Here is a 21,460-nt window from a genome sequence, read left to right on the forward strand (position 1 = left end):
ATGAAAAAAAATGCCCAGTCCGTGGAAGCCTGGCTGGAGGCGATGATCGCCGTGGCGCGCTATTATCGCCTTGATTTTTCACAGGAGAACGTGCGCGCGACCGTCAACTGGGAGCGCGACAGCAAGCGGGAAGAGTTACTTACCGACATGGCGCGGCAACTGGGAATGGGGCTGCGATTGGTGGAGTTTTCTGCCGATTCGCTTAACCCGTGGCGGCTGCCGCTGATTGCGGTTTTTGATAATCAGCAGATTGGCGTAATCACCCGCCGCGACAACCACGACAATATCAGCATTCAGTTCAGCGGTGACGAAGGGCTGGAAACCACGCTGAACGTCGCGGATATTGAAGATAAAATCGTCGAACTGGCACTGCTGCGCCCGCTCAGCGCCATCCCTGATGCGCGGGTGGATGACTACATTCGCCCGTATCAGGCGAACTGGTTCTGGAGTCTGTCGCTGAAAGACTGGCGGCGCTACGGTGACATTATGCTGGCCTCGCTGGTGGCAAACGTGCTGGCGCTGGCAGCGATGATTTTCTCGATGCAGGTTTACGACCGCGTCGTTCCGGCGCAATCCTACCCGACGCTGTGGGTGCTGTTCGCCGGGGTGATGATGGCGATTCTGTTTGAGTTCTGTATGCGCATGGTGCGCACGCACCTCTCGGATATGATTGGCAAGCGGGCGGATCTGCGCATTTCGGATCGCGTTTTTGGTCACGCATTACGGCTGAAAAACAACGTGCGATCGAAATCCACCGGATCGTTTATCTCACAAATCCGCGAACTGGAATCGGTACGGGAGCTTATTACTTCCACCACCATTGGCGCGGTGGCGGATCTGCCGTTCTTCCTGCTGTTTGTCTTTATTCTGTGGATGATCGGCGGCTGGCTGGTGTTGGTGGTTCTGCTGGCTCTACCGTTATTGGTGATCCCCGGTCTGCTGATTCAACGCCCGCTGGCGCGGCTGGCGAACGAAGGAATGCGCGAGTCAGCGGTACGCAACGCTACGCTGGTGGAAGCGGTGCAGTCGATTGAAGACATTAAACTGCTGCGCGCCGAGCAGCGTTTTCAGAATCAGTGGAATCACACCAACGACGTAGCCTCGTCCATCAGCATGAAGCAACGCTTTCTCACCGGGCTGCTGCTCACCTGGACGCAGGAAGTGCAATCCATCGTCTACGTGGTGGTGCTGTTGGTGGGCTGCTTTATGGTGATGAACGGCGACATGACCACTGGCGCACTGGTCGGGACGACGATCCTGGCTTCGCGCACCATCGCGCCGCTGTCGCAGATATCCGGCGTGCTCTCGCGCTGGCAGCAGGCGAAAGTAGCGCGTAATGGCCTTGATGAACTGATGAAGCGCCCGGTGGATCAGCCGGAACACGGCAAACTGGTGCATAAAGCGGTGCTGCACGGCAATTATCAGTTCAGCAACGCGGTATTTTATTACGACGAAGAAGAGAAGATTGCCGATGTGGCGATTGGCAAACTCAACATTCAGGCTGGTGAGAAAATCGCCATTCTTGGCCGCAACGGCGCGGGTAAATCGACGCTACTGCAAATGCTCGCCGGAATGCGTATCGCCCAGCAGGGGCAGGTGCTGCTGGATAACATCAGCATCGGGCAGCTTGATCCGGCGGATCTGCGCCGCGACATGGGGCTGCTCAGCCAGACCGGGCGACTGTTCTTCGGCTCGCTGCGGGAAAACCTCACCATGGGGATGCCAGAGGCCAGCGATGAAGATATCGAACGCGCGTTAACCCTCAGCGGGGCGCTGCCCTTTGTGCAGAAGCAGAAAAACGGCCTCAACTACATGATTCAGGAAGGGGGATTTGGCCTCTCTGGCGGTCAGCGGCAAACGCTGCTGCTGGCGCGGCTCCTTATCTCTCAACCGAATATCGTCCTGCTCGACGAACCCAGCGCCTCGCTGGATGAAATGGCGGAAGCGCATTTAATCGAACAACTGAAACAGTGGATTGGTCATCGCACGCTGGTCATCGCCACTCACCGCACGGCGATGCTGCAACTGGTGGACAGGATAATCGTGATGGATCAGGGGCGGATTGTGATGGATGGCGCGAAAGAGGCCATTTTGCGTGAACAGGGCGAACCCACGGCGCGACGGGTGGTGTTGCAGGAGAAGAATAAGGGGTCTGCCGCATGAACGGACAACTGCAATATAACCGTGGCCTGACTGAACCCCGTCTGCCGCGTTCGGCGCTGGCGGTACGTGTGACCGTCGTCATGCTGCTCTGTTTTCTCGGCTGGGCGTGGTATTTCCAGCTTGATGAAGTCACTACCGGTAGCGGCACCGTAGAACCTTCCGGGCGTGAACAGGTGGTGCAGTCGCTGGAAGGCGGGATTTTGTATCATCTCGACGTGAAGGTGGGCGATATTGTTGAGCAAGGCCAGCCGCTGGCGCAGCTTAACCGCACCAAAACCGAATCCGACGTGCAGGAAGCAATGTCGCGGCTGTACGCGGCACTGGCGACCTCGGCGCGGCTGCGGGCAGAAGTGAGCAATAAAGCGCTGGTGTTCCCCGACGAACTGAATAAATTCCCCGAACTTATCGAGTCGGAAACGGCGTTGTACAACACTCGCCGCGACGGGCTGAACAAAGCAACCACCGGGCTGACACAAGGAATTAGCCTGGTCAATCGCGAACTGGCGATGACCCAGCCGCTGGTGAAACAGGGGGCGGCGAGCAGCGTCGAAGTGCTGCGTTTGCAACGCCAGGCCAATGAACTGGAAAACAAACTCAGCGACGTGCGCACGCAATATTACGTTCAGGCACGGGAAGAGTTAGCAAAAGCCAACGAAGAGGTCGAAACCCAGCGTTCGGTGATCCGCGGGCGGGAAGACTCTCTCACCAGGCTGGACTTTACCGCGCCGGTGCGTGGCATTGTCAAAGACATTGACGTCACTACGGTTGGCGGCGTCATCGCCCCCGGTGGTAAACTCATGACCATCGTGCCGCTGGATGAGCAACTGCTGATTGAGGCGAAAATCTCCCCGCGCGATGTGGCGTTTATCCATCCGGGGCAAAAATCACTGGTGAAAATAACCGCTTACGATTACTCCATCTATGGCGGCTTACCAGGAGAAGTTGCGGTGATTTCACCGGACACCATTCAGGATGAAGTACGGCGCGATGTTTATTACTATCGAGTGTACATTCGCACCTTCAGCAACCATCTGGAAAATAAACATAAACAGCAGTTTCCGATATTCCCCGGTATGGTGGCGACGGTCGATATCCGCACGGGTAAAAAAAGCGTGCTGGATTATCTGTTGAAACCCTTTAACAAAGCACAGGAGGCGTTGCGCGAACGATGAACATTAGCGATGTGGCAAAAATTACCGGCCTGACCAGCAAAGCCATTCGCTTCTATGAAGAGAAGGGACTGGTGACACCGCCGATGCGCAGCGAAAACGGTTATCGCACCTACACGCAGCAGCATCTCAACGAACTGACCTTACTGCGCCAGGCACGCCAGGTGGGCTTTAACCTGGAAGAGAGCGGCGAACTGGTGAATCTGTTTAACGACCCGCAGCGGCACAGTGCCGACGTAAAACGGCGCACGCTGGAGAAGGTGGCGGAGATCGAGCGACATATTGAAGAGCTGCAAGCCATGCGCGACCAGCTACTGGCATTGGCGAATGCCTGCCCCGGCGATGACAGCGCCGACTGCCCGATTATCGAAAATCTCTCCGGCTGCTGTCATCATCGGGCGGGGTGAAAATCAGTTAATCCCCGTTTGCACTGAAAGAATATGCTGCAAACTTTCTACCATAATGCGCCCCGACTGAAATAAGCCTTCCTGGATTTCGTTGTTAACATTCACAGCGTGAACCAGGGAGGCTAATAACACCACTTGCAGGAAGGCAAAAATAAACGCACCGATAATCATAATATGCGTCATGGCTATTTTCTTTTGCTCCTTCATTTTAAATAGCCCACAAACTGGCCTTCTTTCATTAAGGCGACTTTTCCTGTGTGATGATAAACAATGACGTTATACAGACCCGACTGATATACGGTGGCATCTTTATTATCTTCATCTATGGCACATAATGAATCATTGAGATAAGCGAAGTTCTTACTGCTCATTCTGAAGGTAAGGCCAAATCCTTTATAAATGGGTTTTTTAGCGGCCTGGGCATGTTGTGCGGCTTCTGCATTTTTAAATGCCTGCGCCTCGGATGCATTTAAAATAGCCGCCTGACGCTGTTGTTCTGCGAGATAACAGGTGTCATGACTGACGCCCTGCGCCTGGCAATCTGCGATGCGGGAAGTGGGGGAGCTACAGCCAGCCAGTAATATAACCGCCAGCAGGGAAAACGATTTAATGGTGCTATTCATCATTGTTAACCTTAAATAATGTGCGGATAATTGCGAATAAGAAATTGCTATTAAAATTAGAACGAATATCCCACGCCGACACCTGCGCCAAAATCAGATTGTGTATCCGCTGAGACTCCCGCTTTAATTACCGTATGAATTCCGGCATTAAAAGATGTTCCGACAGACACCGCAGATTCACCGTTGAACGTTCCTGCTCCCGCTGACACCATCATTAAATCACCGGTTTTCACCTGCGGCTGTGAGGCAATGGCAATGGCTGACGCGATCCCCGCATTAGCATCTTTACGGTTATCTTCAACTTCGTTTTTCAGCGAACTGAAATTGTTATTGAGCGTTGTAATCTGCTGGCTGTTATCAGCGACCCGGTTTTGGGTGTTGGTTAACTGTTGCTGCGTTTGTGCGGAATCTTGTCTCAGACTTTCAATTTGCTCATGTGCCTGGGCAGACTTCTGCGCCAGACTTTGCATTTGTTTATCGTATTGAGTCCTTTCATTTTGCTGTTGTGCTGCCACATCGGTTGTCAGCGCATTCATTTTCTGCCCTTGTTCAGTGGTAGTGCGCTGATTAGCCTCATTTTGAGCCGCCAGTCTGGCATTAATCATCTCCTGATAATGCGCGGTATTTTGCGTATCTCCAGTCGCGGCGAGCGTTTTTTGTGTGGCGACGATCTGCGCCTGTTGCTCTGTAATTTGCGTTTGCTGGGCATCAGTTACCGCAGACTGTCGGGCGTTGATCATGCTCTGATAACGGGCAGTTGTCTGTACATCACCTGTAGCGGCAACGGTTTTTTGTCCTACGTCAGGATCTGTCTGGACAGGGGGAGTCTGAGTGGTATCAGATGTTTCAGAAGGGATGTAGTGATGTTCAGTCAAATAGGTATACGCAGCGGGGCTGTTGTCTGTGCGTTCTAAAAAGCGGGTAATCTTCTGCTCAATCTCCGATTGCGACATGCCAGAGTTAATGGCTGAAAGCTCTGTTGCCGCCGCTTCAATGGTATCACCAGCTAAAACAACAGGGCTGGATGTTGCTGAAATTATGAGTGCCAGTAAAGCTACGTTTACAGTTTTCATTCATTTTCTCTCGTGCAAAATAAGTCGCATTAGTGTTTCTATAAGAAACAAATAATATTATTTTAAGAAATAAACTACGTTGCAATTTAATCGAAATCTACGCCGCCATTTGTGTGATGTAAAGCGCATTTTTGGTTGGTGTAAGCGTAAACACCACCAATAAGAAACAAAAAATGTTTCTTATATAAATAAAATAGAAAATCATTTTGTGCTCTTTCAATGTAAAAAAGAGTAAAGACTTGTTTTGATAAGCGAAATAAATGTTGTTTCTTGGCTAAACGTGAAGCTGTTCCTGATGTGTGCTAGAATGCGTTTCTTTGATAAATCTCAATTTTTAAGAGGTTTACGCCAGGCAGGAAAATTAAATGAATGAATTTGAGAAGATTTTTAATGAAATGAATCTGGACAGGGCGCTGCTCCCCATCCTTTTTCGTTCGAATCGCTCTACGGTGTGGAAGTATTTAAGCGGCGATAGTACGGCTCCTGCCTCTGCCATGTCGCTGATCATGCTGTTGCAGTTGATCCAGAAGAGAAACCCCGATCTGTTAGCCGAATGGTTAACGCTTTCTGATTTCACCATTCCGCCAGAAGTTTACCTGGACCAGCCTGATTACTGGAAAGGGTGGGTGTATACCCAACACAAGGTCAATAAAAACGTCCTGGAATATCTAAAAAAACACTATCCGGATGAAGACCAAAAAAACATGAATAAAGGTAGTGACGAGTAATTTGCCAATGCCAGTTAATATGGCGGAGGCGGCCGACGCGCCCGCGTTGCATCAGGCGTCGGTGCACGACTGCCGGATGCGGCGTAAACGCCTTATCCGGCCTACGTTCAGGCACAGATTTGTAGGCATGATAAGACGCGTCAGCGTCGCATCAGGCGATGACCGCACGGATAATCAGCGTTATCCCTTCAATCGCAATCACCTCAACATGCGTACCTGCACCGAGATCCTCGCTGGCGCTGACGGGCCATGAACTGTCGCCGACGCGCATATGACCGCGCCCGTTGACTAACGGTGATTCCAGCACAAATCGTCTGCCGATCAATTGCTGTCCGCGCTGGTTTAAATGACTGTCACTGTGCTTTTGTTCGCGCACGCCTCGTGCCAGCCATTTCCACCACAGCCAGGCGGCAAGTAGCGTCAGGACGGCAAACATCACCCCTTGCCACTCCCAACCCAGCGGCAGCAACCAGACCACCAGGCCAGTAATCACCGCCGCGACACCGCTCCACAACAGATAACCATTGCCGCCCAACATCTCGGCTGCCAGCAGCAGACCGCCGAGACTCAGCCAAAAAATATGCGGATGGATAGCTATCATCTCGATCATGATTTATTTCGCTCGTTCGCGCTGTCTTTCACCAGTTCAGCAATCCCGGCAATCGATCCCATCAGGCTGCTGGCGTCTAATGGCATCATCACCACTTTGCTGTTACTGGAGGAACCAATCTGCTGTAACGCTTCGGTGTATTTCTGCGCCACGAAGTAATTCACCGCCTGAATGTCACCAGAAGCAATGGCTTCAGACACCATTTGGGTTGCGCGGGCTTCCGCTTCGGCAGAACGTTCACGCGCTTCGGCCTGTAAGAATGCCGACTGACGTTCACCTTCCGCTTTCAGGATTTGTGACTGTTTTTCACCTTCGGCTTTGAGAATTTCCGCCTGACGAATCCCTTCTGCTTCAAGGATGTAAGCGCGTTTGGTACGTTCCGCTTTCATCTGCGCGTTCATTGAAGAGATAAGTTCAGCCGGTGGGCGCACATCGCGAATTTCAATACGGGTGACTTTTATCCCCCACGGATTAGTGGCTTCATCGACAATATGCAGCAGACGCGAGTTAATGCTGTCGCGCTGAGAGAGCATTTCATCGAGTTCCATCGAACCCAGAACGGTACGGATGTTGGTCATGGTCAGGTTGATGATTGCCAGTTCCAGATTGCTGACCTCATAAGCCGCGCGCGGGGCATCAATCACCTGAATAAAGCAAACGGCGTCGATAGTGACGTTGGCGTTATCTTTCGAGATAACTTCCTGGGATGGGATGTCGAGCACTTGCTCCATCATATTGATCTTACGACCAATGCGGTCCATAAACGGCACCACCAGACTTAGCCCCGGCTGTAACGTTTTGGTATAACGACCAAATCGTTCTACCGTCCACTGATAGCCCTGCGGCACGATTTTGACGCCCGCGCCAACAATCACCAGCGCGACAAAAATGAGAATCGGGATAAAAATAAGCATCGGAAAAACCTCCTGTTGTACCGTCCATAAAGAGCAAAGTTGCTGCTTGATTAAACAAATTATACCTGATTACTGAAAGAGAGTTCCCCCTTATTCTTGCGGAGGATAAACTGTTTTTAGTAAAAATCAGAAAAAGGGATGGGCAATGCAGGAAAATAGTCTTTTGCTCCAACTGCAAAATGTTGGATATCGGGCGGGCGATACGAACATTCTCAATAACATCAATTTTTCGCTGCGTGCTGGCGAATTTAAGTTAATTACCGGCCCTTCTGGCTGCGGTAAAAGTACGCTACTAAAAATAGTTGCTTCATTAATCAGCCCGACCTGCGGAACGTTACTGTTTGAAGGTGAGGATGTCAGCACACTAAAGCCAGAAACCTATCGCCAACAAGTTTCTTACTGCGCCCAAACGCCGGCTCTGTTTGGCGACACGGTCTACGATAACCTGATCTTTCCCTGGCAGATCCGTAACCAGCAGCCTGATCCGGCCATTTTTCTCGATTTTCTCGAACGTTTTTCCTTGCCGGACACCATTTTGACGAAAAATATCGCCGAGCTATCTGGTGGTGAAAAACAACGCATCTCATTGATTCGTAACCTACAATTTATGCCGAAGGTTTTATTGCTCGACGAAATCACCAGTGCGCTGGATGAAAGCAACAAACGCAACGTCAATGAGATGATCCACCGCTATGTACGTGAGCAAAATATTGCTGTGTTGTGGGTGACGCACGATAAAGACGAAATTAATCATGCGGATAAAGTGATTACACTGCAACCGCATGCCGGAGAAATGCAGGAAGCACGCTATGAACACGCATAATATTACCAACGAGTCACTGGCACTGGCATTAATGCTGGTGGTTGTCGCAATCTTAATTAGCCATAAAGAAAAACTGGCGCTGGAGAAAGATATTCTCTGGAGTGTGGGGCGCGCGATAATTCAGCTGATTATTGTCGGCTATGTATTGAAATATATTTTCAGCGTTGATGATGCCAGCCTGACATTATTGATGGTGTTATTTATCTGCTTTAATGCGGCGTGGAATGCGCAAAAACGCAGTAAATATATTGCTAAAGCTTTTATCTCATCGTTTATTGCCATTACGGTCGGGGCGGGAATTACCCTGGCGGTGCTGATTTTATCGGGATCGATTGAGTTTATCCCGATGCAGGTGATCCCTATCGCCGGGATGATAGCCGGTAACGCGATGGTGGCGGTTGGGCTGTGTTACAACAATTTAGGGCAACGGGTCATTAGCGAACAGCAACAGATTCAGGAGAAACTGAGTCTTGGCGCGACGCCGAAACAGGCTTCAGCGATATTGATTCGCGACAGTATTCGCGCGGCTTTAATTCCGACGGTCGATTCAGCAAAAACGGTTGGCTTAGTGAGTTTACCGGGAATGATGTCCGGGCTGATATTTGCCGGGATTGATCCGGTGAAGGCGATTAAATATCAGATTATGGTGACCTTTATGTTGCTCTCAACCGCCAGCCTGTCGACCATTATTGCCTGTTATTTAACCTATCGTAAATTTTACAATTCGCGCCACCAGTTGGTGGTGACGCAATTGAAGAAGAAATAATGTGATGCCGGATGCGCAGCATCGCATCCGGCGTTGTGGTTCATGCGCCGATCAACGGAAAATCAATACAACAACGCATACAGCTGGCGGCGATACTTCGACGCCAGTGCATCCCCCGTACCCAGCGCAGCGAGGATCTCCTGGAACGTTTTACGCGTCTGACCGTCTGCGGCGGTGAGATCTTTACGCAGATGCCCAAACAGTAACTCCAGCGCCTCTTCATTGCGCCCAACCTGATGCAGTTGCAGTGCCAGTTGCGTCGCCAGTGCGGCATCTTCTGGGTTCTCCGCCACCTGCTGTTGCAGCTGTTGAATTTCCGGCGTATCTGCCGCCTGCTTCAGCAGTTCGATTTGCGCCACCAGCCCCTGGTAGCGGGTGTCCTGATCCTGCAACGGAATGGTTTTCAGCACGGCTTCTGCATCTTCAGAACGGTTCAGCGCAATCAGCGTTTCTGCCAGCAGCAGGCCGATCTCCCCGTTCTGGTTCGACAACTGCCAGGCGTCTTTCAGCAATGGCAGGGCGTCGGTGTAATTGCCTTCTTGCATCAGTTGCATCGCCTGCTGCGCTTTCAGCTCTTCTTCACGCGGCAGCACTTTATCCAGCAGGGCGCGGATCGCCTCTTCCGGTTGCGGCCCCTGGAAGCCGTCTACCGGTTGCCCGTTCTGGAACAGATACACGGTCGGAATCGCGCGCAGACCAAACTGGGAGGCAATCATCTGCTCAGCGTCGCAGTCCAGCTTCGCCAGAATAAATTGCCCGTTGTACTGCGCCGCGAGGCTTTCCAGAATTGGGGTTAACTGCAAACAGTGCTGGCTACGTTCAGACCAAAAATAGAACAGCACAGGTGTGGTCATTGACTGTTCAAGAACCTGTTGCAGGTTAGATTCGTTAATGTTGACAATATTTTCTACGGACATGGAGTCGCTCTCTGTTGTCGATATTTTCTTTGACATGGGGGCTTAAGCGCGCGCTTCAACTCACCCCTGCAATATTTTGTCCATCGCGCACCCCGGCAGCAGGCGCTTAAGCACCATGACTGCCCAGGTCACCAGCGTCACCGGATAGCGCATCTTCGGCTTCTCGCTGATAAAAGCATGGCGCACTTTGGCAACCACCGCTTCCGGCCCCAACGTAAAGCGGGCGGCGATGCCGGGGTTTTCGACCGGTTTATCGCTTTGCGTCTGGTTGACGTTGTCGGTGAAACGAGTACGAATGGGACCTGGCTCAACCAGGCTGACCTTGATTCCGCTGTGGCGCAGTTCCATGCGCAGTGCGTCTGACCACGCCTCCAGCGCATATTTACTGGCCGCGTAAGCGCCGCGGCCCGGCGTGGAGATTAATCCCATCACCGATGAGGTCATCACAATACGCCCTTCACCGTGCGGCAACATAGCCGGTAACAGGCGCATGGTGAGCTGGTGTGCGCCGAAAAAGTTGGCGGAAAACTGCTGTTCCATCTGCGCACGGCTGATGGTGGAAAGGGGGCCATACATGCCGAATCCGGCATTGTTAAAGATCCCATACAGACAATTATCGGTCAGGGCGATCACTTCGTCGGCTGCGCGATCAACACTTTCTGGCGAATCCAGATCGATCAACACGCCGGTGAATCCCATATTGTTCATGCGCTCAACATCATCCGGTTTCCGGCAACCTGCCAGCACATGAAAACCCTGGCGTTTTAATTCGAGCGCGCTTTCCAGGCCAATTCCACTGGAACATCCGGTAATTAAGACCGATTTTTGCATAACTTTACCTGTCAGGATCTCCGTTGCTTTATGAGTCATGATTTACTAAAGGCTGCAACTGCTTCGCCATCCAGTCGGCAATAAACGGCTGGGCGTCGCGGTTGGGATGAATACCGTCATCCTGCATCCATTGTGGCTTGAGGTAGACCTCTTCCATAAAAAAGGGCAGCAGCGGAACATCAAACTCTTTGGCGAGTTTGGGGTAAATGGCGCTAAAGGCTTCATTATAACGGCGACCATAGTTTGCAGGCAGACGTATTTGCATTAACAATGGTTCAGCGTTGGCGGCTTTGACATCCTGCAAAATCTGGCGCAGCGTTTGCTCGGTTTGTTGTGGCTGAAAACCACGCAAACCGTCATTGCCGCCCAGTTCAACCAGCACCCAGCGCGGCTGATGCTGTTTCAGCAGAGCCGGAAGGCGCGCCAGCCCTTGTTGCGAGGTGTCGCCGCTGATGCTGGCATTGACTACCGACGTTTTGCTCTGCCACTTATCATTCAACAAGGCAGGCCAGGCCGCGCTGGCAGACATTCGATACCCGGCGCTCAGGCTATCACCCAGAATTAATAACGTGTCCGCTGCGGCGGCACGGAAAGTTAACAGGACCAGGAACAGGAAGGGCAAATGCCAGCGGAAAACATTGTTGAAGTTCATCATCTTAAGAAGTCCGTCGGTCAGGGGGAGCATGAACTCTCCATCCTCACCGGAGTTGAGCTGGTTGTCAAACGTGGCGAAACCATCGCGCTGGTGGGCGAGTCGGGATCGGGTAAGTCAACCTTGCTGGCGATCCTCGCCGGGCTGGATGACGGCAGCAGTGGCGAAGTGAATCTGGTAGGACAACCGCTACATAATATGGACGAAGAAGCGCGGGCAAAGTTGCGCGCGAAGCATGTAGGCTTTGTTTTTCAGTCATTTATGTTAATTCCGACCCTTAACGCGCTGGAAAACGTCGAGCTTCCGGCGCTGCTGCGCGGTGAGAGTAGCGCGGAAAGTCGTAACGGGGCGAAAGCATTGCTCGAACAGTTAGGGCTGGGCAAACGTCTTGATCATCTTCCGGCACAGCTTTCCGGCGGCGAACAGCAACGTGTGGCGCTGGCGCGTGCCTTTAACGGTCGGCCAGATGTGCTATTTGCTGATGAACCTACCGGCAACCTTGACCGCCAGACGGGCGATAAAATTGCCGACCTGCTGTTTTCCCTTAACCGTGAGCATGGCACCACGTTGATTATGGTGACCCACGACCTGCAACTGGCGGCACGCTGCGACCGCTGCTTACGGCTGGTGAACGGGCAGTTGCAGGAGGAAGCATGATTGCACGTTGGTTCTGGCGCGAATGGCGCTCGCCGTCGCTATTAATTGTCTGGCTGGCGCTAAGCCTGGCGGTGGCCTGCGTGCTGGCGCTGGGCAATATCAGCGATCGCATGGAGAAAGGTTTAAGCCAGCAAAGCCGGGAGTTTATGGCGGGCGATCGGGCGTTGCGCAGTTCGCGCGAAGCGCCGCAAGCGTGGCTGGAGGAAGCGCAAAAGCGCGGCCTGAAAGTCGGCAAGCAGCTGACTTTCGCCACGATGACATTTGCAGGCGACACACCGCAGCTGGCGAACGTCAAAGCGGTGGATGATATCTACCCGATGTATGGCGATCTGCAAACTAATCCCCCTGGCCTGAAACCGCAGGCGGGCAGCGTGTTGCTGGCCCCACGCCTGATGGCACTGCTTAACCTGAAAATCGGCGATACCATCGACGTGGGCGATGCCACGCTGCGGATCGCCGGAGAAGTGATTCAGGAACCGGATTCCGGTTTTAACCCCTTCCAGATAGCCCCACGCCTGATGATGAATCTGGCGGATGTCGATAAAACCGGAGCCGTGCAGCCGGGGAGTCGGGTCACCTGGCGCTATAAATTTGGTGGCAGCGAGAATCAGCTCGACGGCTATGAGAAATGGCTGTTACCCCAGCTTAAACCCGAACAACGCTGGTACGGTCTGGAACAGGACGAAGGCGCGCTGGGGCGCTCGATGGAACGCTCGCAACAGTTCCTGCTGCTTTCGGCGCTTCTGACCTTGCTGCTGGCAGTGGCTGCGGTGGCGGTGGCGATGAATCATTACTGTCGCAGTCGCTACGATCTGGTGGCGATCCTCAAAACGCTGGGGGCAGGGCGAGCGCAACTGCGTAAGTTAATCGTCGGTCAGTGGTTGATGATTCTGGTGCTTTCAGCCGTTACCGGCGGGGCGATTGGCCTGTTGTTCGAAAGCGTATTGATGGTACTGCTCAAGCCCGTTCTGCCTGCCGCACTACCGCCTGCCAGCCTCTGGCCGTGGCTGTGGGCGCTCGGCACCATGACAGTCATCTCGCTGCTGGTGGGGCTACGACCGTACCGCCTGTTGCTGGCAACGCAGCCTTTACGCGTACTACGTAATGATGTGGTAGCGAACGTCTGGCCGCTGAAGTTTTATCTGCCGGTTGTCACTGTGGTGGTTGTGCTGCTGCTCGTCGGGCTGATGGGCGGCAGTATGCTGCTGTGGGCGGTGCTGGCGGGAGCGGTGGTGCTGGCTTTGCTGTGCGGTGTGCTGGGCTGGATGCTGCTGAATGTACTTCGCCGCATGACGCTGAAATCGCTGCCTCTGCGCCTGGCGGTCAGCCGCCTGTTACGTCAGCCGTGGTCAACGTTAAGCCAGCTTTCGGCATTTTCGCTCTCCTTTATGCTGCTGGCGCTGCTGCTGGTGTTGCGTGGCGATCTGCTTGACCGCTGGCAGCAGCAGCTACCGCCAGAAAGCCCGAACTACTTTTTAATCAACATCGCCACAGAACAGGTTACGCCGCTAAAAGCGTTCCTCGCGGAACATCAGATAGTCCCGGAATCATTTTATCCAGTGGTGCGTGCGCGGCTGACGGCGATTAACGACAAGCCGACAGAAGGTAATGACGATGAGGCGCTTAACCGCGAACTCAATCTTACCTGGCAAAATACGCGGCCCGATCATAATCCGATTGTCGCTGGTAACTGGCCGCCAAAAGCCGATGAAGTGTCGATGGAAGAGGGGCTGGCGAAACGCTTAAACGTTGCCCTCGGCGATACCGTGACTTTTATGGGCGATACCCAGGAGTTCCGCGCTAAAGTGACCAGCCTGCGCAAAGTGGACTGGGAAAGTCTGCGGCCTAATTTCTATTTTATTTTCCCGGAAGGGGCGCTGGATGGGCAGCCGCAAAGCTGGCTCACCAGTTTCCGCTGGGAGAATGGCAACGGCATGTTGACGCAACTCAACCGTCAGTTCCCGACCATTAGCCTGTTAGACATTGGCGCGATTTTAAAACAGGTCGGTCAGGTGCTGGAGCAGGTAAGTCGGGCGCTGGAAGTGATGGTTGTGCTGGTCACCGCCTGCGGTATGTTGCTGTTGCTGGCGCAGGTGCAGGTGGGAATGCGTCAGCGTCATCAGGAGCTGGTGGTGTGGCGCACCCTAGGCGCGGGCAAAAAACTGCTGCGCACAACATTGTGGAGTGAATTCGCCATGCTCGGGTTTGTTTCTGGTCTGGTGGCCGCAACTGGTGCGGAAACGGCGCTGGCAGTGTTGCAGGCGAAAGTGTTCGACTTCCCGTGGGAACCGGACTGGCGGTTGTGGATTGTGCTGCCGTGCAGCGGTGCACTGCTGCTGTCACTTTGCGGCGGCTGGCTCGGCGCGCGACTGGTTAAGGGTAAGGCGCTGTTCAGGCAGTTTGCGGGGTGATGACAGGCGTTAGATTGCCTGATGCGCTACGCTTATCAGGCCTACGAGGATAGTGCAATATATTGATTTTGCAAGATTGTGTAGGCCGGATAAGGCGTTTACGCCGCATCCGGCAGTCTTGCTACTAGCGTCGGGATTGTATCGCCAACATAGCTGTTTGAATATGTAGGCATCCTGACTTATAATTCACTTGCTAGATGAGGACTGTTTCATTTCTGCCCGGAACCACCAAGTCTTGGGCGGAAAAAATAAAAAAACCGACTGTCATGTCGGTTTTTTTATTTCTGTATTCTGGTGCAACCATTCTGTTCTCACGACAATCGCCGTTTCAGAATACCGCCCATTACCGTGTCTTAACCCATTCAGCCACTTCCGCCCACTCACCGCGAAAGACAACTTTTTCCGCTTTTTTCTCAAGCTGATAGCGATACATCGGGTCGTAATACTCTTCAAGCAGCGGCACCAGCCAGGCCAGATGACCGTCGGTTGTGCCGGTTGAGAGTTGCGTTGTCAGCGCTGCATCCAGCCTTGCAGCCAGTTCGTTATAGCGCTGTAGCCCCAGCCGACGCTTAATCGCTGAAAGCCCATGATGCAGGTATTCGCAATACTCCTGCCAGCCCTGTTCGTCGCCGTACGCATGGGTAAAATCATGATGCATACGCAAGAAATACTCTTCGTTCAGGCGCTCAAGACGGATCTCAAACGGATCTTCTACCACCGCAATCGTCGCCTGAGTCATTCGTTCGCGCAGGCATTCCGGCAGGTGATTCGAACCGATCATCCGGCTTTCATCTTCCAGCACCCACAGGCGCAGCTCCTGACGGGCGTCGGTTTTTAGCATTTCGGCAGCCAGCAGGTTTTCAAAACTCGCCTGGCTAAGTTGCGGCTGCAATGTGCGACCAAAAGCAGAACCGCGATGGCGCGCCAGCCCTTCCAGATCAACACCGTTCGGCTGTTGTTGCACTAACAGCGTTTTACCGCTGCCAGTACAACCGCCAATCAGCACTATCGGTTTTTGTGCCAGTTCAATGGTCGCCTGAATCGCAGTCTGGCGCAGTACCTTATAACCGCCTTCCACCAGCGGATAATCAATCCCCGCTTCATGCAGCCAGCGTTGCACAATATGTGAACGTTGACCGCCACGGGCGCAGCAGAGAATACCTTGCGGATTTTGCAGACACGCTGCCTGCCAGGCATCCATGCGCTGCTGACGAATTTCACCCGCCACCAGTTTATGCCCCAGCGCCAGCGCCGCGTCAGACCCTTGCTGTTTATAGCAGGTGCCAACGGCGGCGCGTTCATCATTATTCATTAACGGCAGATTGATAGCGGCGGGCATTGCGCCTTGCTCAAACTCGATGGGGGCGCGAACATCAATAATGGGCGTATCAGCAATCAGCAGGGCACGATAGTCCTGTTCCGTGTGTCTCTCTTGCATAGTAAAAAGTGAACCTCAAATCAGCTTGCGCGCTATTTTACGCGCCAACGCGCAAGGAAACTTGATTTTTAACTGTGTGAGTTGCCGAAAATTTCTAAAAATCCACTGATTTCCGGCCTGCGCTGGGTAAATAAGGCCACAATATCTCCCACCGCTTTGCCGCTGCCAAATTTACGCCATGCCAGACTCAATGGCGAAGGCGGGCGCATCGTCGGGATGACCCGGCTGACCAGTTGTTGATTATCAATCATCAACTGGCAAAGTGATTTTGGCAAAAAACCAATGCCAACGCCCGCCAGATGGGCGGCGATTTTCGTTTCCATATCAGGAACAATAATCTCTTTTTGTCCCGGCAAACGCCAGGCGACGCGTTTGGTTAAGGTGCGGGCGCTGTCTTCAATATTGACCGCCGGAAAGCGCCGCAATTGCGCTTCTGTTAGCGGCTCTTCAACCTTTGCCAGTGGATGATCTGCCGCCATGACAAAGCGCCATTGCACCGAACCTAAGGGATCAAGGCTAAAAGTATTTGCCAGTGCTTCTGTTCCCGTGACGCCGATAGCCAGTGAAAAACCTTCGTACAATAGCGAGTCCCAGACGCCCATATAGATTTGTCGGGAGATGTGAAACTGGGTAAAGGGGTAACGTTCATTCAACCACGCCAGCAACTGGGCGACGGCCTCGGAATTATAGAGCAGGTTGTTGATGACGATATTCACCTGGCGTTCCACGCCATCATTCACCTGTTGTAGCTCGCTCGGCATGCTTTCCAGCCAACTCAGCCAGTCTCTGGCCTGACAAAGCAGATGTTCGCCAGCCGCTGTCAACGTCACGCTGCGAGTCGTGCGGAAAAACAGCGCTACTCCGGTATTCTCTTCCAGAAGCTTAATGCGATAACTGATGGTCGCCGTCGTTTTACATAATCGTTCTGCCGCTTTTGAAAAACTTCCTGTTTCGGCAACAGCAATGAAAGTCCGCAAGGTTTCTGGATCGAACATCTTCAGGTATCCCCTTTTAAATCCGCAAGTTGCGTGATTTTCCTGTCCTTTGATTTACTTGTATTTTCACATGATAACCCTGCGTGATTTGTGGGCTAAATCTAGTTTTGGAAAAATATTCCAACTTTTGTATTGATGTTGTTCTCTTAAGGTTTTAGATTGCCTGTTATTGAAACCTGGCTGACCGGTCGGCGGTGGTTGAACGGAATTATGTTACAAGGACAAAAAGATGAAACTTCAGGTATTACCGTTAAGTCAGGAAGCCTTCTGTGCTTATGGCGACGTTATCGAAACGCAGCAACGGGATTTTTTCCATATTAACAATGGCCTGGTGGAGCGCTATCACGATTTGGCGCTGGTTGAGATTCTTGAGCAAGACCGTACGCTTATCAGCATTAACCGCGCGCAACCGGCGAATCTGCCGCTGACCATCCACGAACTCGAACGTCACCCGCTGGGTACTCAGGCATTTATCCCGATGAAAGGTGAAGTGTTTGTAGTGGTCGTGGCGTCAGGTGACGATAAACCAGACCTGTCAACGCTGCGGGCGTTTATCACCAACGGTGAGCAGGGGGTGAATTATCATCGTAACGTCTGGCATCACCCGCTTTTCGCCTGGCAGCGCGTCACCGATTTTCTGACCATCGATCGCGGCGGCAGTGACAACTGTGATGTTGAAAGTATTCCTGAACAGGAACTCTGTTTTGCGTGACGCCTGCAACCGACTTGCATAAGATAAACTAATTGTTCATTGTTTATGCTCACTTGTAGGTCGGAGTTAACGTAGGTATGACGGAAGTTAGACGGCGCGGCAGGCCAGGACAGGCGGAGCCTGTGGCACAGAAGGGCGCACAGGCGTTAGAGCGGGGAATTGCGATTCTGCAATATCTGGAAAAAAGTGGAGGAAGTTCGTCGGTTAGCGATATTTCTCTCAATCTGGATTTGCCGCTCTCGACGACCTTTCGCCTGTTAAAGGTTTTACAGGCAGCGGATTTTGTCTATCAGGACAGTCAGTTAGGCTGGTGGCATATAGGATTAGGTGTCTTTAACGTCGGCGCGGCGTACATCCATAACCGTGATGTCCTCTCCGTTGCCGGGCCGTTTATGCGCCGCCTGATGCTGCTTTCCGGCGAGACGGTCAATGTCGCGATTCGTAACGGCAATGAAGCGGTATTAATTGGTCAGTTAGAGTGTAAATCGATGGTCAGGATGTGTGCGCCGCTGGGCAGTCGTCTGCCGCTGCATGCTTCCGGTGCGGGCAAGGCGCTGCTTTATCCGCTGGCGGAAGAGGAGTTGATGAGCATCATCCTGCAAACTGGTTTGCAGCAGTTTACGCCAACTACGCTTGTGGATATGCCTACCTTGCTGAAGGACCTGGAACAAGCGCGTGAACTGGGCTATACCGTAGATAAAGAAGAGCATGTTGTAGGCCTGAATTGCATAGCTTCAGCAATTTACGATGATGTAGGTAGTGTTGTTGCCGCTATCTCCATCTCCGGGCCTTCATCAAGACTGACAGAAGATCGTTTTGTCAGTCAGGGTGAGCTGGTCAGAGACACCGCCCGCGATATCAGCACGGCGTTGGGACTGAAAGCACATCCATAGTGTCTGTCGCATCCCGCTCTGCGGAGCGGGTTTTTTTGACAAAATTTGAAAGTTGGAAAATTTTTCCAATTAATAGAGGTAGGAATAAAATGGCAAAAATGAGAGCCGTTGACGCGGCAATGTATGTGCTGGAGAAAGAAGGTATCACCACCGCCTTCGGCGTTCCGGGAGCAGCAATCAATCCTTTCTATTCAGCGATGCGTAAGCACGGCGGTATTCGTCACATTCTGGCGCGTCACGTGGAAGGTGCTTCGCACATGGCGGAAGGCTATACCCGCGCAACGGCTGGGAATATCGGCGTTTGTCTGGGGACTTCAGGCCCGGCGGGTACTGACATGATCACCGCGCTCTATTCTGCTTCTGCTGATTCAATTCCTATTCTGTGCATTACCGGCCAGGCACCGAGAGCCCGTCTGCATAAAGAAGATTTTCAGGCCGTAGATATCGAATCTATCGCCAAGCCGGTCAGTAAAATGGCGGTTACAGTACGTGAAGCGGCGCTGGTGCCTCGTGTGCTGCAACAGGCATTTCACCTGATGCGTTCTGGTCGTCCGGGGCCGGTACTGGTGGATTTACCGTTCGACGTACAGGTTGCGGAAATCGAGTTTGATCCTGACATGTACGAGCCGCTGCCGGTCTACAAACCTGCAGCCAGCCGTATGCAGATCGAAAAAGCGGTAGAAATGTTAATTCAGGCCGAACGTCCGGTGATTGTTGCCGGGGGCGGGGTGATCAACGCCGATGCCGCGGCGCTGTTACAACAGTTTGCCGAACTGACCAGCGTTCCGGTTATCCCAACGCTGATGGGCTGGGGCTGTATCCCGGACGATCACGAACTGATGGCCGGGATGGTGGGTCTGCAAACCGCGCATCGCTACGGTAACGCAACGCTGCTGGCGTCGGACATGGTGTTTGGTATCGGTAACCGTTTTGCTAACCGTCATACCGGTTCGGTAGAGAAATACACCGAAGGGCGCAAAATCGTTCATATCGATATTGAACCGACGCAAATTGGCCGCGTGCTGTGTCCGGATCTCGGCATTGTCTCCGACGCCAAAGCGGCGCTGACGCTGCTGGTTGAAGTGGCGCAGGAGATGCAAAAAGCGGGTCGTCTGCCGTGTCGTAAAGAGTGGGTTGCTGAGTGCCAGCAGCGCAAACGTACTTTGCTGCGCAAAACCCATTTCGACAACGTGCCGGTGAAACCGCAGCGCGTGTATGAAGAGATGAACAAAGCCTTTGGACGTGATGTTTGCTATGTCACCACCATCGGCCTGTCACAAATCGCTGCGGCGCAAATGCTGCATGTCTTTAAAGACCGTCACTGGATCAACTGTGGTCAGGCAGGCCCGCTGGGCTGGACCATTCCTGCGGCGCTGGGCGTGTGTGCTGCTGATCCAGAACGTAATGTGGTGGCGATTTCCGGTGACTTCGACTTCCAGTTCCTGATTGAAGAATTAGCCGTTGGCGCACAGTTCAACATTCCGTACATCCATGTGCTGGTGAATAACGCCTATCTCGGCCTGATTCGTCAGTCACAACGCGCATTTGATATGGATTACTGCGTACAGCTCGCGTTCGAAAATATTAACTCCAGTGATGTGAACGGTTATGGCGTTGACCACGTGAAAGTAGCGGAAGGTTTAGGTTGTAAAGCGATTCGCGTTTTCAAACCGGAAGATATTGCTCCTGCCTTTGAACAGGCGAAAGCCTTAATGGCGCAGTACCGTGTCCCGGTGGTGGTGGAAATTATGCTGGAACGTGTAACCAATATTTCGATGGGCAGTGAACTGGATAACGTCATGGAATTTGAAGATATCGCCGATAACGCAGCGGATGCACCGACTGAAACCTGCTTCATGCACTATGAATAAGGGAGATAAATAATGTTACGTTTCTCTGCTAATTTATCGATGTTATTTGGTGAATATGATTTTCTCGCCCGTTTTGAGAAAGCTGCACAGTGTGGTTTTCGTGGCGTTGAATTTATGTTCCCTTATGACTACGACATTGAAGAATTAAAACAGGTGCTGGCGAGTAATAAACTCGAACATACGCTGCACAATTTACCGGCAGGTGACTGGGCGGCGGGCGAGCGGGGTATTGCCTGTATTCCTGGCCGTGAAGAAGAGTTTCGGGATGGCGTAGCAGCAGCGATTCGTTATGCTCGTGCGCTGGGTAATAAAAAAATTAACTGTCTGGTCGGTAAAACGCCGGCAGGTTTTAGCAGTGAACAGATTCACGCAACGCTTGTAGCAAACCTGCGTTATGCCGCGAATATGCTGATGAAAGAAGATATTTTATTACTGATTGAACCTATTAACCATTTTGATATTCCTGGTTTCCATCTCACCGGTACTCGGCAGGCGCTGAAATTGATTGATGGTGTTGGTTGCTGCAATTTGAAAATTCAGTATGACATTTATCACATGCAGCGGATGGAAGGTGAATTAACCAATACCATGACTCAGTGGGCCGATAAAATTGGTCACCTGCAAATTGCTGATAATCCGCATCGCGGCGAACCGGGAACCGGAGAAATTAATTACGAATATCTCTTTACGGTAATTGCGCAATCAAACTACGATGGGTGGGTAGGATGTGAATATAAACCGAAGACCACTACGGAAGAGGGATTAGCGTGGATTACCCCTTACTGCTAAATTAAAATATGCTGCAGA

At 52.4% G+C, this 21,460-nt stretch carries 22 protein-coding genes; 12 read left to right on the top strand and 10 right to left on the bottom strand.

Annotated elements, in window-relative coordinates:
• The 3 genes from FEK43_RS13945 to cueR are packed head-to-tail and all read left to right on the top strand — an operon-like array spanning position 1 to position 3,739.
• The gene (locus FEK43_RS13945) at positions 1–2,163 is read left to right on the top strand and encodes a type I secretion system permease/ATPase (RefSeq protein ID WP_135406160.1); all 2,163 of its coding nucleotides are present in this window, start codon (positions 1–3) and stop codon (positions 2,161–2,163) included.
• Complete coding sequence (locus FEK43_RS13950) at positions 2,160–3,335, top strand: HlyD family type I secretion periplasmic adaptor subunit (RefSeq protein WP_135406161.1); 1,176 nt, start codon at positions 2,160–2,162, stop codon at positions 3,333–3,335. The genes FEK43_RS13945 and FEK43_RS13950 overlap by 4 nt, the downstream gene beginning before the upstream one ends.
• Positions 3,332–3,739 (top strand): Cu(I)-responsive transcriptional regulator, encoded by a 408-nt coding sequence (gene cueR / locus FEK43_RS13955; RefSeq protein WP_001026744.1) that lies wholly within the window; start codon positions 3,332–3,334, stop codon positions 3,737–3,739. The genes FEK43_RS13950 and cueR overlap by 4 nt, the downstream gene beginning before the upstream one ends.
• A 3-nt stretch (positions 3,740–3,742) precedes the next feature.
• Here cueR and FEK43_RS13960 read toward each other — a convergent pair whose 3' ends face one another.
• From FEK43_RS13960 to FEK43_RS13970, 3 genes are read right to left on the bottom strand one after another with little or no spacing between them, the layout of a single operon-like run.
• The gene (locus FEK43_RS13960; RefSeq protein ID WP_024257417.1) at positions 3,743–3,946 is read right to left on the bottom strand and encodes a hypothetical protein; all 204 of its coding nucleotides are present in this window, start codon (positions 3,944–3,946) and stop codon (positions 3,743–3,745) included.
• A complete protein-coding gene (locus tag FEK43_RS13965; RefSeq protein ID WP_135406162.1) occupies positions 3,943–4,365 on the bottom strand; it encodes a hypothetical protein in 423 nt (140 codons plus the stop codon). The genes FEK43_RS13960 and FEK43_RS13965 overlap by 4 nt, the downstream gene beginning before the upstream one ends.
• A gap of 53 nt (positions 4,366–4,418) precedes the next feature.
• Positions 4,419–5,435, bottom strand: coding sequence for a YadA family autotransporter adhesin (locus FEK43_RS13970; RefSeq protein WP_138158597.1), 1,017 nt, complete (start codon positions 5,433–5,435; stop codon positions 4,419–4,421).
• 365 nt (positions 5,436–5,800) lie between these two features.
• Here FEK43_RS13970 and FEK43_RS13975 point away from each other — a divergent pair, with 365 nt between their 5' ends.
• Positions 5,801–6,163 (top strand): hypothetical protein, encoded by a 363-nt coding sequence (locus tag FEK43_RS13975; protein ID WP_001001643.1) that lies wholly within the window; start codon positions 5,801–5,803, stop codon positions 6,161–6,163.
• Between the two features lie 151 nt (positions 6,164–6,314).
• On the opposite strand, the gene FEK43_RS13980 is transcribed toward FEK43_RS13975, so the two are convergent.
• Positions 6,315–6,773, bottom strand: coding sequence for an NfeD family protein (locus FEK43_RS13980; protein ID WP_130206345.1), 459 nt, complete (start codon positions 6,771–6,773; stop codon positions 6,315–6,317).
• On the bottom strand, positions 6,770–7,687 hold the full coding sequence (locus FEK43_RS13985; protein WP_000904498.1) for an SPFH domain-containing protein: 918 nt from the start codon (positions 7,685–7,687) through the stop codon (positions 6,770–6,772). Before FEK43_RS13985 ends, FEK43_RS13980 begins: the two co-directional genes overlap by 4 nt.
• 145 nt (positions 7,688–7,832) lie before the next feature.
• Here FEK43_RS13985 and fetA point away from each other — a divergent pair, with 145 nt between their 5' ends.
• Entirely contained in the window at positions 7,833–8,510 is a 678-nt protein-coding gene (gene fetA / locus FEK43_RS13990; protein ID WP_135406163.1) for an iron ABC transporter ATP-binding protein FetA, read from the top strand.
• Entirely contained in the window at positions 8,497–9,276 is a 780-nt protein-coding gene (fetB, locus tag FEK43_RS13995) for an iron export ABC transporter permease subunit FetB (RefSeq protein ID WP_010347707.1), read from the top strand. Before fetA ends, fetB begins: the two co-directional genes overlap by 14 nt.
• Before the next feature lie 62 nt (positions 9,277–9,338).
• Here fetB and cnoX read toward each other — a convergent pair whose 3' ends face one another.
• From cnoX to tesA, 3 genes are read right to left on the bottom strand one after another with little or no spacing between them, the layout of a single operon-like run.
• Positions 9,339–10,193: a chaperedoxin gene (cnoX, locus tag FEK43_RS14000; protein WP_016159169.1), complete on the bottom strand. Its 855-nt coding sequence runs from the start codon at positions 10,191–10,193 to the stop codon at positions 9,339–9,341.
• A 60-nt stretch (positions 10,194–10,253) separates the two neighbouring features.
• Complete coding sequence (gene ybbO / locus FEK43_RS14005; protein ID WP_130206351.1) at positions 10,254–11,063, bottom strand: NADP(+)-dependent aldehyde reductase; 810 nt, start codon at positions 11,061–11,063, stop codon at positions 10,254–10,256.
• Positions 11,053–11,676 carry a multifunctional acyl-CoA thioesterase I/protease I/lysophospholipase L1 gene (tesA, locus tag FEK43_RS14010; protein ID WP_001295836.1) on the bottom strand — a complete coding sequence of 208 codons (624 nt, stop codon included), beginning with the start codon at positions 11,674–11,676 and terminating at the stop codon, positions 11,053–11,055. Before tesA ends, ybbO begins: the two co-directional genes overlap by 11 nt.
• Between tesA and ybbA the strand changes: the two genes are divergently transcribed.
• The gene (gene ybbA, locus FEK43_RS14015) at positions 11,647–12,333 is read left to right on the top strand and encodes a putative ABC transporter ATP-binding protein YbbA (RefSeq protein WP_032237096.1); all 687 of its coding nucleotides are present in this window, start codon (positions 11,647–11,649) and stop codon (positions 12,331–12,333) included. The genes tesA and ybbA overlap by 30 nt on opposite strands.
• A complete protein-coding gene (ybbP, locus tag FEK43_RS14020; RefSeq protein WP_135406164.1) occupies positions 12,330–14,744 on the top strand; it encodes a putative ABC transporter permease subunit YbbP in 2,415 nt (804 codons plus the stop codon). Before ybbA ends, ybbP begins: the two co-directional genes overlap by 4 nt.
• 343 nt (positions 14,745–15,087) lie before the next feature.
• Here the strand turns inward: ybbP and mnmH are convergent, their stop codons facing one another.
• Both mnmH and allS read right to left on the bottom strand, forming a co-directional pair.
• Positions 15,088–16,182 (bottom strand): tRNA 2-selenouridine(34) synthase MnmH, encoded by a 1,095-nt coding sequence (gene mnmH / locus FEK43_RS14025; RefSeq protein ID WP_135406165.1) that lies wholly within the window; start codon positions 16,180–16,182, stop codon positions 15,088–15,090.
• 68 nt (positions 16,183–16,250) lie between these two features.
• Entirely contained in the window at positions 16,251–17,177 is a 927-nt protein-coding gene (gene allS / locus FEK43_RS14030) for an HTH-type transcriptional activator AllS (RefSeq protein ID WP_135406166.1), read from the bottom strand.
• A gap of 229 nt (positions 17,178–17,406) precedes the next feature.
• Between allS and allA the strand changes: the two genes are divergently transcribed.
• The 4 genes from allA (at position 17,407) to hyi (ending at position 21,442) form a co-directional block, all read left to right on the top strand.
• Positions 17,407–17,889: an ureidoglycolate lyase gene (gene allA, locus FEK43_RS14035; protein ID WP_130206359.1), complete on the top strand. Its 483-nt coding sequence runs from the start codon at positions 17,407–17,409 to the stop codon at positions 17,887–17,889.
• A 77-nt stretch (positions 17,890–17,966) separates the two neighbouring features.
• Positions 17,967–18,782, top strand: a complete 816-nt coding sequence (gene allR, locus FEK43_RS14040) for an HTH-type transcriptional repressor AllR (RefSeq protein WP_000141275.1) — start codon at positions 17,967–17,969, stop codon at positions 18,780–18,782.
• 89 nt (positions 18,783–18,871) lie between these two features.
• Positions 18,872–20,653 carry a glyoxylate carboligase gene (gcl, locus tag FEK43_RS14045; RefSeq protein WP_135406167.1) on the top strand — a complete coding sequence of 594 codons (1,782 nt, stop codon included), beginning with the start codon at positions 18,872–18,874 and terminating at the stop codon, positions 20,651–20,653.
• Positions 20,654–20,665: 12 nt separating this feature from the next.
• Positions 20,666–21,442, top strand: coding sequence for a hydroxypyruvate isomerase (gene hyi / locus FEK43_RS14050; protein ID WP_130206363.1), 777 nt, complete (start codon positions 20,666–20,668; stop codon positions 21,440–21,442).
• Positions 21,443–21,460 lie beyond the last annotated feature (18 nt).

Origin of the sequence: Escherichia sp. E2562 (assembly GCF_005781075.1) — a bacterium.
Taxonomy (GTDB): Bacteria; Pseudomonadota; Gammaproteobacteria; order Enterobacterales; family Enterobacteriaceae; genus Escherichia.